Source organism: Prevotella nigrescens (assembly GCF_031191185.1).
Taxonomy (GTDB): Bacteria; Bacteroidota; Bacteroidia; order Bacteroidales; family Bacteroidaceae; genus Prevotella; species Prevotella nigrescens.
This window is the reverse complement of sequence record NZ_CP133465.1, coordinates 778,412-792,294: the sequence shown is the minus strand read 5'-3', so window position 1 is coordinate 792,294 and position 13,883 is coordinate 778,412. Positions and strand designations below refer to the sequence as shown.

Sequence of the window (13,883 nt, the reverse complement as noted above, 5' to 3'; positions counted from 1 at the left end):
GCGCTAATTCGTAGACAAGGGAAGCTATGCTATACAATATTATAATGTATGTTTACCAGACTGGCATTGCCATCTATAGCCACTTCAACGAGAAAGTGAAAAAAATGTGGACAGGTGAGCGTGCTGCCTTTGGCGTACTTCAAAAACAGGTAGAACCGAATGCAGAATACATTTGGTTCCATGCTGCTTCCTTAGGCGAATTCGAGCAAGGACGCCCACTTATAGAGAGAATAAAGAAAGAATATCCCCATTATAAAATACTTTTAACGTTCTTTTCTCCCTCCGGATACGAGGTAAGAAAGAACTACGAGCAGGCAGATATCGTTACTTATCTGCCCATCGACACCGTTGCAAATGCACGGAAATTCTTGCGTGCGGTGCGCCCGGTTATGGCTTTCTTTATAAAATACGAATTTTGGTACAACTATTTGCACATTTTGCGCCATCGCAATGTACCCGTTTACAGTGTCTCAAGTATATTTCGACCCAACCAAATCTTTTTCCGACCTTATGGCAGACAGTATGCTGCCGTGTTGAAATGTTTCTCCCACTTCTTCGTACAGAACGATTTAAGCAAAAAACTCTTGGCAAAAATCGGCATAAACGACGTTACGGTCGTGGGCGACACACGTTTCGACCGTGTATTGCAAATAAAAGAAAGTAGCAAATGTTTACCTTTGTTAGATAAGTTTATTGGAAACAAGGAGGTGAAGTCGGCTGCTGGACACTCCAAGGCTTTGCGCCAAGTGTTTGTTGCAGGCTCTTCGTGGCTGCCCGATGAAGAGATTTTTATTAAATATTTCGATAAACACAGCGAGTGGAAACTCATCATAGCACCTCATGTCATTGCCAACAGCCATCTCCAACAGATTTTACAGTTGCTGAAAGGAAAGAAAGTGGTCTTCTATACCAAAGCGACGGAAGAGAATGTGGCTGATGCCGACGTGCTCATTATAGACTGTTTCGGTTTGTTATCGTCCATCTATCATTATTGTGATGTTGCTTATGTAGGCGGAGGCTTTGGAGTTGGCATTCACAATGTGTTGGAAGCTGCAGTTTGGAGCGTGCCCGTAATGTTCGGTCCGAACAACAAACGTTTTGCCGAAGCACAAGGATTGTTGGCTTCCGAAGGCGGCTTTGAAGTGGACAACTATGAAATGTTTGCACAAGTAATGGAGAAATTCAGTTCCGATAAGGCATTTCTGCAATACAGTGGCAATGCTGCAGGTGATTTTGTAAAGAGATTATCGGGTGCAACCGATAAAGTTTTTTCAAGTATTAAGTTATGAAATATCAGATAACGTGCGATAATTGTGGCACACAATTCATTGTTGAGGCTGGCGAAGGTCAGGTTATAGAATGCCAATGCCCTCATTGTCATGGAATAATGGAGGTTACGTTGCCTCTTGTTTCAGGCGTGGACGCTATCGACGAGGAGGCGACCGAACAGCCCGGCGACAGCATTCAAGAACCTATAGAAGGCGAAACGCTGAATGGCAATAGGCAAAATTTGGTTATTGCCATCATTATTGGATTGCTGATAATCGCACTTGGAGTAGGTGCTTATTTCGTTTGGCTACGCCCAGCACCCGCAACGCCAGAGCCACAACCAGCGGCAATGGACACTATTCCGTATGAAACAAATACGGAACCTGTAATAGAGCCCTCTGTTGATACGGTAGCTCGCCCAGCCGAAAAAGTGGAAGAAGAAGTGCGCGACACTGTAGTCCGACATCAGAAAAAGCACAAACAGGATAACGATACGACAGATGTAGAACGATAAAGAACTACTGAAGAGTTGTATTATAATAAGGTGTAAGAGCAAGATACCATTGTATGACTTGCAAAAAAAGAATATAAGGAAGATGAAGAAAATAATATTAACTGGCGACCGCCCCACAGGCAAGCTGCATCTTGGACATTATGTGGGTTCGCTGCGTCGCCGTGTAGAGCTTCAGGACGCCGGCGACTTCGACAAGATGTTTGTGTTTATGGCAGATGTGCAAGCACTGACCGACAACGCTGATAACCCGGAAAAGATACGTCAGAATATTATTGAAGTGGCATTAGATTACCTTTCAGCCGGTCTCGACCCCACGAAGTGTACACTGTTCATACAGAGTCAGATTCCGGAAATATCGGAACTGACAACTTTCTTTATGAATTTGATAAGCGTTAGCCGTGTTCAACGCAACCCAACGGTGAAGACTGAGATTAAAATGCGCAACTTCGAAGCAAACATTCCAATGGGGTTCTTCAGCTATCCAGTGTCGCAGGCTGCCGACATAGCAGCCTTCAAGGCAACCACCGTGCCTGCTGGTGAGGATCAAGAGCCTATGCTGGAAGTGGCACGCGAAATTGTTCGCCGCTTCAATCAGATTTATGCGCCGGTGTTGGTAGAGCCAAACATTATGCTCCCGGAGAACACAACTGCGCGCCGTTTGCCCGGAACCGATGGCAAAGAGAAGATGAGCAAGAGCCTTGGCAACTGCATTTACCTGTCCGACGATGCCGATACGGTTTGGAAAAAGGTGAAGGGAATGTACACCGACCCAACTCACTTGAATGTCTCCGACCCCGGACACGTAGAAGGAAATGCCGTGTTTACGTATCTCGATGCATTTGCCACCGATGCCGATTTTGCTGAATTTTGGCCCGAATTTAAAACACTTGATGAATTGAAAACCGCCTACACTGCAGGGGGCATTGGCGACATGAAGTGTAAAAAACTACTCAACAACGTGTTAAACAAGATGTTGGAACCCATCAGGAAACGTCGCCACGAGTTCGAACAAGATATTCCAGAGATATATAATATACTGAAGAAAGGTTCTGAAACTGCCCGTCAGACGGCATCGCAGACGCTTTCCGAAGTGAAAGAAGCGATGCAAATAAACTATTTTGACGATGCAGAGTTGATACGCAGCCAGTCCGAACGGTTTAAACAAAAGGAAGGATAGTAGTATAGAAAACTTAAGAACACGAGTTCTCCTATGGCCTATAGGAGACCAGAAGTTACCCTTTTACACACTACAAAACTTATGAGAAATAGTTTTCCTATGGCTTATAGGAAATAGAACCCACTTTTTTGCGATGCAAAAGGGTGGGTTTTGCGTTGTAGAAAGGTGGGTTTTACCGTGTAAAACAGGCTCTTTTAGAACGCAAAAGAGCCTGTTTTGTAATGCCTTGATACTTAGCACATTGCATAAGCGTGTTTTCGTAGTAAAATAAAATCCTTCATTTCGACTTTTTTGTGCACATATAACAGTCCGCGGTTGATAAACAAAAGAGACCGAAACTCGCCTTTATGAGTTTCTAAACTATCCCGTCTACTTTCGCATCTAACGGACTGTGTGCCTCATTTCATCATATATCAATAGGTTTCGGGGGTGAAAATATATTCACATCAGTTTTATTTCGTTGGCACTTAAACGGCATACAAATGGTTAAAAATGGCGGACCGATATATCTAAATAAATAGTATGGCGTTGCATCTTCATTTTGTTAATTATTGTATTCAATCTCTAAACAGATGCGTTTGTTTGTTATTTTATGATAAAATTGTATTTTTTTATTCAGCAAAATATTCATTGATTTATTAAAAAGCAATACCTTTACCCAAAGGCTATAAACCCAAACTTTTCTAAAGACAAATTCATATATGAGAAAAAAGCTATTTATAGTATTATCATTATTATTGGGCATAAACAACATTTGCAGTGCGCAACCTAATAAGAATGAGCTTCAGGGAGAGAAAGTGCTTACCTACGATGTTCCGGACGGGGAAGCAAAGATAGTTGGATATCTGCGCTATGACATGAAGTGCCGTACTAACGGACTGACATCGTTTAGGTCAGACGCCCCCAGCAACTATACGTTGATAAAAGATTATGGCAACGTTTTAGGCACTACACCAGTGTTTACGGCTGGCACTTTCGTCGGCAATAAGTATGTAGCCTACGAAACTACGTTGTATGCCAATGTGCTTATGCCCCACGGAATAAGCATAATAGACCCTATGACGGGCGAGTACGAAAGCAAGACCACATTCTCCAAGACAGCTCCAATACTTATATTAGAAGAAATGACTTACGATCCGAAGACGGGAAGGATATTCGGAATGCACTATGATGTGGATAAATTTACGACGGATCTGTACGAAATAAATACAACCTCCTACGCTTTAACGAAGATTGCAAGCGTAAAAATGCCTTTCTTCACACTCTCGGCAGACGATGGTTTCCTTTATGCTGTAACGACAGATAGAGAAATTAAAAAGTCGTTCTTGGTGAAAATAGATGAAAATTCTATTGATGCAGGAAAACAAACCTGTGCCGTTACAACAATAAGCCCGGCTGCAGGTACCGGACTGAACATAGGCAATTACAGTCAGTCGATGGAGTTCGACAAAACGACACACCGCTTATGGTGGACCGCACAGGCTGCTGACGACAAGGCTTATCTGGTAGAACTAAATCCAGAGACGGGTCTATCGGTAAGTAAAAAGTTAATTGAAGGCGACCTACAATTGCTCTCAATGGGCATTCCATACCAATATGTGCCAGACGAAACTCCGTCGTACGTAAGAAATCTTACCGTAAAAGCTGGAGAGAATGGGGCCAACAATGCAACACTAACATTTATTACACCTACAAAAAATTATCGTAATAAGGCATTGACAAGTATTGATGGAATAAAAATCTACCGCAATAATGAACTTGTTAAAACCTTAAGCGTCTCTAATAAGAATGAAAATATAACCTGGAAAGACGAAAACATTGCAGAGGGACTATATATATATAAGGTGGTTCCTTATAATCATGCAGGCAATGGTGTCTATAAAGAGGCGTCAGCATTTGTAGGAGAAGATGTTCCGGGAGCTCCTTTAAACGTAAAGCTCGTAGCCAACGGCAAAGAAGGGGCCATAACTTGGAGCGAACCAACGGCTGGTGCACACAACGGATACTTCGACAAAGCGACCTTGACCTACGATGTAATGCGCTTGCCAGATAACATAACCATAGCAACAAAGACGACAGCACGCTCTGTAAAAGACAATGTGAAAACTCATGCAGGCTATAGCTACGTTGTTACAGCCTGCAATAAGAAAGGAAAAGGACTTTCTGCGACATCTAACATCGTTGCTTTCGGCTCAATGGAACCTATCCCCTTTGCCTCAAATCTTATAACACGAGAAGAATTTGGCAGATGGACAATTATCGATAATAACCATGATGGTATGTCGTGGAGCTTCCACGATGAAACTTTGCGCACATTCTACGACCGTAGCGAGAAAGCTGCTGACGACTGGTTGGTATCTCCTCCTCTGAAGTTTTCAAAAGGAAAGAAATACCAGTTGCGCTACACTTACTCTTCAGCCAACTGGATTGACCCTTCAACACACAAGCCTGTGATGGAGAAAATGAAGGTTTTCTATGGCACACAGTCTACTCCCGAGAAACTGACAACATTGATAAAGGACCTCGGAGAGTTCCATACAGCTTCGGAACATTATTACTATGGTAAAGATATTTTCATCCCTAATGATGCTTACGGGCATATCGCCTTCCATGCATGCTCGGACGCTTTGAAGGGACAAATATTCCTTAAAGATGTATCTTTGCGCGAATATAGCGAGACAGATTTAAGCGTTAAGGAGCTAAATGGGTCGGTTACGGCTAACTGTAACGTAGAACAACCTTTCATTGTTACGGTGGGCAATGAAGGCTCGGCAACTGTAAAGAATTACAAGATAGAACTATTCGATACCGACAGTAAGGAAGTTTTAGGAACGGCAGACGGTGTTGAGGTTGCTCCAGACACAATAACAACAGTTACAGTGTCTTGGATTCCAAAGACAAAAGGCGAAGTGAATGTTTCTGCACGCGTAATTCTTGCCGGCGATACTTACCCTGCCGACAATGTATTGGATACTCCATTGAAAGTGAAAGTCGATGGTGCCGATGCTGAGAAGTGGATTACACTGAACGCAATAGACAATTATGGCTGGGTAATGCCTTTCTATTTGATTTCTCCGTATGCCCAATCGCAATGTTTGTATCTCGAAAACGAAATCCGGAAAAAGAATATTAATATCGTTGCCATGCAATTAAAATACAATGGAAAGAACGAGTTGGCTTATACGTTCCCTGCCAGGGTCTCAATGAAAATAACCGATCGTTCTAATACGAAAGCACCCGATTCCGGATATCTTGGATACTTCGATCAGGCTGGTTGGACGAAAGTGTATGACGGAAATGTTACTATTGAGGGCGTAGGCGACAACAAAGAGCTGAAAATAGTATTCGACAAGCCATTCGAATATGCGAAAGGGAACATTCTATTTAAGTTCGAAACACTCCCCGGAGATAATCCAATAGAAGAGGCACAACACCCTGAATGGCTCTTCGATATGCCTAAAGGCAATGTCCGTTCCGCACGATACGACGGCAAAACGGAAGATATTAATGAAAAAAATATTCTTATTTCTGAATATATCCCCTTCTTAATGTTGGAATACACAGAAAAAAATCCTGCAGGAATCCTTTCTGTGGACGGTGATTTGGTCAAGATTACCCGACATGACAATACAATAAGCACATCGTCTGTGTGCGAACTGTTGGAGCTAATGAATATTTCTGGTGCTACAATGACAATAGTTCGAAATACGGATAAGCTCAACTTGGATGCGGTACCTGCCGGTATTTATCTATTGAAGATAAAAAAAGACGGAGTGGTACGTACATTGAAGATTCTTAAATAGCAATTTTATAATTATTAAACATATTCCATTTTAACATTAAATCATTTTAAACATGAAACAGCTTTCTTATTTAACTGGTTTTTTGTTCGCGAGTTTGGCTGCGATTCCTGCTTCCGGACAAACGACCACAAACAGTTTTCCCAAATTATGGGAAAAACCTACAAAGACAATAATGATGGCTCCACCTCGTCGTACACCTCAAGCCATCGACGACAAGGCAAAGGGAATCACCATGTATGCGGGACAGTTGGTAAGTCAGAACAAGAAACGCGGCTGGATAAAGTTCCGCACAGGTAAAGCTTCTGAATATACAACATTAAAGAACTTTACGCCGGAAGATGACCAACACCAAGCTCATGGTCCATATTGTTCTGCCTTTGATGGAAAAGATTGCTATACAATCTTCTGTCAATCTTACACTTATGGAGTAATGCCGTTGTATTTTGCTAAATTAAATGTAGCGACTGGCGACACAACAACTATCTATAAGTTTAACAATACTGAAAAACAAAGATGGTATACTGGCTACGACGTATATGCATTGAGCTACAATCAGGCTACCCAAGAAATATATGGACTGGGTAAAGACTATGTTACAAAGATTATAGATGGCGAAGAAAAAATCGTAAGTGCCTTCTCTGCACTTTACACAATCGATAAAACAACGGGCGAATTTAATAAAGTAAAAGATTTCGATCGGGTTTATTATAATCTCAGCTTCGACTATGACGGTAATTGTTATATGCTGCGTCCGAAAGGAAAAAGCGAAAACGAAGAAGTTGTAGTAGGAACCGAACTCGTTAAATTCGATAAAGATTTCAACGAATTGACAAAGGTAGAATGTAAGAGTAAATGGGGTGAAGCTTATATACAGAAGTACTTTGGTACTATGAGTTTCGACTTCACTACAGGAAATCTTTGGTGGATTCCAGTTGGTAGCTATGGAGCTACAAGTCTTTATACGATTGATACAGCAACAGGAACCTATCAAGATAAATCATGGTTCAATGTAGGTAACTCTTTTGTTGGTCTTACTATCCCATATATGGTGGCTGATAAGCGTACCGCACCTGCACAAGTATCAAGCATAGATGCACGCGCTGATGTTAATGGAGCAATGGTTGATACCATCAAATGGGTAAATCCAACAAAGGCATGGAATGGTTCTGACCTTACAGAACTTAAAGAAGTGTTGGTTTATCGCAAGAAACCAAATGTAACAACAACTGAACTTACACCGACAAAGACTTTACTTTCTACTGAAAATGCTGATTTGATTGCAACGATTGACGCAACAAACAAAGTTGGACAACCAATGCAATACATCGACAAAAAGCCACATACAGGTATCAATACATATTATGTTGTAGCTTCAAGAGTAGCTGGTGAGAAAGGTGTACCCGACAGCATACGTTGCTATATGGGCGTTGATGTTCCTGGTGCAGTGCAAAACATCAAGATACAGAAGAAAGGTACCGGCATAGCTCTATCGTGGGAAGCACCTACGAAGGGCTTAAACAATGGCTATATCAAGGAATCAGAGCTGACTTACACATTAACACGTATGCCAGATAACGTTGTAGTGGCAAAAGATTTGACTGCAACTTCATACGAGGACAAAACTTTAGGCGAACAACAGAAGTACTCTTACAAGATTATGGCTAAGAGTAATGCTGGTGAAGGAGAGGTTGCTGAATCTGAAGGAATTATGGCTGGTAGTGCACTGAAGACTCCTATCAAGCTGAATTTCGCAACTCAAGATGATGCGAACCGTTGGTTCTGTCCAACCAATCAGTCTATCTTCTTCTATTATTGTGGTGGATACGATGAAGATTCTAAGTGTTTGATTGGATATAGCAACTATCAAGAGGCTCAAGGATTCGTTACTTCACCTCCTCTTAAGCTCGAAGGCGGAAAGACCTATCGTATTACGACCGACTTCTATGCACACCAAAAAGAAACTCCTTTCGACTTGAAACTGACGATGGGAACGAATGGTGAAGATCTAAAAGATGCTACAGTAATCCGCGAAGTGAAAGATTGCTCTTACAAGAATATGTACACTCGCGAGAAACTCGAGGATATGTTCACTGCTCCAGCAGACGGAACATATTACTTTGGAATGTCTATCGCTACACACAGCCAGTATAACAGCTTCAGATTGTTTGGTCTTAATGTAGATTATGTTGCTGAAAACGATTTGAAGGCATTTACAATAAACGGTATCCAAGAGGCTGTTGTCGGTTACGATAACAAGTGCACCGTTAAGATTCGCAACGTTGGCTCTAAAACTCAAAGCAAGTATAGCATCAAGATTTACTGCGACGATGAAGGTACAAAGACGCTTGTTGGCGAAACATCAACCGTTCCTACATTGGAAGCTGGCAAGATTGCAGATGTTCCTGTAACGTTTAACCCAACCAAAGATGGTATGTTCGACTTCTATGCAGTGGTTGAATTAGAAGGTGACCAAGAGCATAGCAACGACAAAACGGCTGTTGCTCGCATTAAAGTTAATCCAGCAGGAACTACTCCATGGACAAATATTGTAACCAGCGGTAAAGACGAATCAGAGGATACACACGGTCCTTGCATGAACAGTGATACTTATGAGAGAACCCAATCTGTTTATCTCGCATCTGAAATAAAGGCTGATAAAGATGGAAACATCAAGCGTTTAGGTTATATTTACAACGCTAACGACAACTTGACCGATAGAACTGATCCTTTCCACGTGAAGATATATCTCGCACATACAGATAAAGAAAGCTTCACTTCTCGTACACAATGGTTGCCGAACAACGAGTTAACGCTCGTTTACGACGGTACATTCACCCTCGAACCAGGTCGCAATAACATATTGGCATTCGACCTTAATACTCCGTTTAAATACGATAAGACAAAGAATTTAATAGTTGTTTTCGAGAAAGAAGATGCTGTTCCATCTAACCTTATGTTCTGTGCAGTGTATAAAGTGTTCAATGCCAACACGTCTAATATATACAGAATGTTAGAGTATGCAGAAGCTTCTCCATTCGAAGTAACGAAATCGCATGCTTACAATTCGGCTCCAATTCTCTATCTTGGTTTCGATGTTGCTAATAATATCAGCAATGCACATGTAGCAAACAAAACATTCTTCTATGACACAAATACAGATATGATAACCTTCGATAAGAATGTCAAGGTGGCTAACTTCTATTCTGTAGATGGTAAAATAGTTAAGACTGTTAAGGCTATGGGTATCGGACGCACCAAGGTAAACTTGCCAACCGGACTCTATATTGTTCGTACAATCGACAAGAATGGTGTTGTTACAAGTGTGAAACTTAATGTAAAATAACAATGAACGCTATCAGAAAATATATATTTCTGTCAATTTTTGCAAGCCTTCCCTTTACGGGGGGAGGCTTGTTTGCTCAGTCTGCAAGCGAAGGAGTCTTTAAATTAAAAACTCTTCCATCTTCAAACCAGAGTATTAAAGCACCAGAAGCTAAAGATAAAATGCACATAGGCTACTGCACGACAGAAGCAAGCCGTGGTTTAATTGCACAGATAACAGGTTCGCACAAGTACCATGCTGCAGCCTATTTCCCATCAGATGTATTAAACAAATATGTCGGAGACAAGATTGAATCTATAGAATTTGCAATCAGTCCTAAGCGTGGAAATTTAGCTGAATACTTTATTTGTACCGATCTTAAGGACATGCAAGGAACTACGTTAGCCCAAGGGGCATCAACCACTTACAAAGAAGGCTGGAACAAGATGAGCTTTAAAAACCCCGTAACGATTAAGAAGAATATGAACCTTTATATTGGTTACATACTCTACTTGGAAGACGGAGAAGACTACGACTGTCTCTTGTTCGATGAAAGCCGCTACGCAGTGCCGGGAGGAAACTGGTATGGGTACGACATGAATTGGTTCAGTAACACAAACGGAATAGGGAAGAATATCTGTATCCGTGCCGTTGTGTCTGGCAATACCGTACCAAACAACGATGTTTCACTGATGAAATTAACATCTGACGATGGTGGAGAATATGTCGAACAAAATAAACCAAAGTCTTACATTGCCTATATTCAGAACAATGGAACGACACCTGTCAATTCTCTTACTGTTACTGTTTCGGCTAAAGGACTGCAGAGCAAGGAAGTTGTGCTCAATGGTTTCAATGTGCCAAACAATGAACCTCAGAAAATAAAGTTAGACAATATCTCTATTCCTGCTGAAGGGAACTTCACCGCTTCTTTCACTATTACGAAAGTGAATGGAGCTACCGACCCTGATATGAAGGATAATTCTGCAGAGCGTAAGGGCTTCTCTTTCAAAGAAGGAACAGGTCCGGTGGAGCGTTCCGTGCTTTTCGAAGAGTTTACTTCCGAAGGGTATAATGAATGCACAACAGCCGACGAGGTCTACACCGATATATTAGGCTCACGCGAAGATGTTGTTCGTGTAAAACACCATCTCGACTATAAACAACACAAAGACCAATTCCGTATTCCTGAAGAAACCGAATACGAACAGCTATATGGTAAATCTAAAACCTTTGTTCCTGCCATTGCCGTAGACCGCATTATTGTTAGCGGACTTGAAGATCCAGGACCTGCCTACTTTATTGCAGACGGAGAAGCAGTTACCAAGCTCGTTGATTTAGCCAAGAACGTATACTCTTTCGTAACGCTGAAGGCAGAACCCAAAGTTAATGGTACGCAAATGAACGTAAAGGTTAGTGGTCATGCCGGAACAAACGAGATGCCATTGCAGACCGACTTGCGCTTAACCACGTGGTTGGTAGAAGATGGCATTAGCAGCAAACAGCAGCAAGGCAAAGATACGTATATACAAAATGGAGTGTTACGAGCTGTTCTCAGCAGCAATGCGTGGGGCGATGCTCTTGATATTTCTAAATACGACTTTGAGAAAACCTATTCTGTGAAGATTAAACCTGATTGGAATATAAAGAATATGCGTATTGTTTCTTTTGTAAACAACTACAATGAAGATGTAGAAAAACGTACCATCTACAACACCACGCAGGCTCCTTGTGTTGATCCTACAGGCATTACTTCGCATACTATGACTACTAACGATAAGGCTTTCTACGTAGTAAATGGAAAGATATTGATGTCTAAAGGCTGGAAATTGGCTGGCATTTACGATATATCTGGGCGAAGTGTGAACGTAAATCTGCTGAAAGATGGTCTCTATATACTAAAGGCTACAAATGGCAAAGACACCATTACACAAAAAGTTTGTATAACCCATTAATTAAAATAATATGAAAAAGGCAGTATTTCTTTTTCTGTTGCTTCTTAGTTTCATATCTATCGAGGCACAAGCAACCCCAAGCAATTGCTACTGGGGCTATTGTAATAACAAAGTAACAGGTGAATTTGGTGGTAAAAAGGCTGCCAAAGGTGCAATTTATATTCCTTCCGAAGTAGCCCAGATGTACAAGGGGAAAACCATTTCTATGGTTAGAATAGGTTTGGCTGCAATGGCAAGGAACGTAAAAGTCTTCATTACGAAAAATCTCAATGGGGAGAGTGCTGTTACAAAAACAGCAGGCGATCTCTACAATGGCTGGAACAACGTCAAGCTAAGTTCTACTTACACCATAGATGGCGACGCTTTCTACATTGGTTACAGCTACGATGGCGATAACAAGTCGATGGGTCGTTCAGAAATGTATTCGCAAAATGGCTGCTGGGCTGACTTAGGAGATGGTTGGAAGAACTATGCTACCGACAAAAACTATGAGGCACTTGCCCTAACCATTCAGGCGCAAATCTCAGGCGAAGATATGCCTAAGGACTTGTGGCTCTATGCGAACAAAAACGTTGTTGTAAAGAAAGGCACGCCTTGCAAGTTCGAATTCGGCGTAATAAATCTAAGTCCGCGTATTGCCCGAAAGCTTAAGGTGAGCTACACTATAGACAATGCGGAAGAGAAAGTAATGGAATTTAAAACTGTTATGGGCTCTAATGTGGAGAAGACATTCACGATAGACTATCCCGGCTTCGACAAAGAGGGCGCTCATACAGTAAAATTCAACCTTGTCAATGTCGATGATGAAGCTGATGCATACGCTGGAAACAACATCGCTTATACGAATGTGAAGGTAAAGAGTTCTGTTCCTAAACAGCGTTTCGTTGTGGAAGAGGGAACGGGAACGTGGTGTGGTTGGTGTCCGAGAGGTATCGTAGCTTTCAAACACATGTCTGAGAAATACCCAGAAACCTTTATCGGCATTGCCGTACATAAGAACGACGCCTTGACAACAAACTCTTATAGCAAGCTGGAATTCAAAGGCTATCCAAATTGTTATATCAACCGCAACCTGAAAAATCCTACTTCTCCAGAAGCAGGAACTTTAGAAGTAATGCACAACAAGGCTGTGGCTACTCCACCGCATATAGGCGTAGAAATCGAGGCAAACTTTACTGACGACACCAAGAAGAAAATCAATGCAAAGGCTCTCACCACATTCTTCGCTGACGAACAAAACGTAAACTATAAGGTTTCTTTCGTTCTGATAGAAAATGGCATCAAAGGCTACAAGCAATCCAACTACTATTCGGGTGGTGGCAATGGACAAATGGGTGGCTTCGAAAGTCTTCCTGGAGCAGCTTCTATTGATATGGACCACGTGGCACGCATGAACTACAGCTTCTACGGTGTAGACGGCAGTATCCCTACCAGTGTAAAGGCAGACGAAACTGTAGAATATGCAGCTCAGCTTACCGTCCCTGACAAGGTGCAGAATGCCGACAATCTGTATCTCGTAGCATTGTTGCTCAACAGCAAGGGTGAGATAGAGAATGCTGCAGAAACCAAGGTTATGCCAGACCCGTCTACATCTATTTCCGATAACAGAACGTTGCTTGTACCCGAGTTTACGTTTGCCAACGGCACACTCAACGTGAATGGTTTCGCTGGAAAGGTATATATCTACAACATTTATGGTGTAGAAGTTCCCAACCAAGCCATTCCAAGTGGAGTATATATTATTAAATGTGTAGATGGCAACAAGACTTTTGTCAAGAAGATGGTTCTGAAATAGTATGAGAACTTTCTAAAAAGACTGCTTCTTAGAGTAGTCTGCCTTAAG

Annotated in this window: 7 protein-coding genes; all 7 read left to right on the top strand. The window is 41.8% G+C overall.

Annotation, left to right across the window (positions count from 1 at the left end):
• Nucleotides 1–26: 26 nt before the first annotated feature.
• The 7 genes from RDV52_RS05385 (at nt 27) to RDV52_RS05355 (ending at nt 13,835) form a co-directional block, all read left to right on the top strand.
• Nucleotides 27–1,289: a 3-deoxy-D-manno-octulosonic acid transferase gene (locus tag RDV52_RS05385; RefSeq protein ID WP_004366632.1), complete on the top strand. Its 1,263-nt coding sequence runs from the start codon at nt 27–29 to the stop codon at nt 1,287–1,289.
• Entirely contained in the window at nt 1,286–1,783 is a 498-nt protein-coding gene (locus tag RDV52_RS05380; protein ID WP_004366633.1) for a hypothetical protein, read from the top strand. The genes RDV52_RS05385 and RDV52_RS05380 overlap by 4 nt, the downstream gene beginning before the upstream one ends.
• 82 nt (nt 1,784–1,865) lie before the next feature.
• Nucleotides 1,866–2,960, top strand: a complete 1,095-nt coding sequence (trpS, locus tag RDV52_RS05375; protein ID WP_040556892.1) for a tryptophan--tRNA ligase — start codon at nt 1,866–1,868, stop codon at nt 2,958–2,960.
• Between the two features lie 701 nt (nt 2,961–3,661).
• Complete coding sequence (locus RDV52_RS05370) at nt 3,662–6,763, top strand: T9SS-dependent choice-of-anchor J family protein (protein ID WP_004366636.1); 3,102 nt, start codon at nt 3,662–3,664, stop codon at nt 6,761–6,763.
• Nucleotides 6,764–6,935: 172 nt separating this feature from the next.
• The gene (locus tag RDV52_RS05365; RefSeq protein ID WP_223381160.1) at nt 6,936–10,106 is read left to right on the top strand and encodes a CARDB domain-containing protein; all 3,171 of its coding nucleotides are present in this window, start codon (nt 6,936–6,938) and stop codon (nt 10,104–10,106) included.
• A 2-nt stretch (nt 10,107–10,108) separates the two neighbouring features.
• The gene (locus RDV52_RS05360; RefSeq protein ID WP_004362556.1) at nt 10,109–12,040 is read left to right on the top strand and encodes an Omp28-related outer membrane protein; all 1,932 of its coding nucleotides are present in this window, start codon (nt 10,109–10,111) and stop codon (nt 12,038–12,040) included.
• 10 nt (nt 12,041–12,050) lie between these two features.
• On the top strand, nt 12,051–13,835 hold the full coding sequence (locus RDV52_RS05355) for an Omp28-related outer membrane protein (RefSeq protein ID WP_004366639.1): 1,785 nt from the start codon (nt 12,051–12,053) through the stop codon (nt 13,833–13,835).
• Nucleotides 13,836–13,883: the final 48 nt, after the last annotated feature.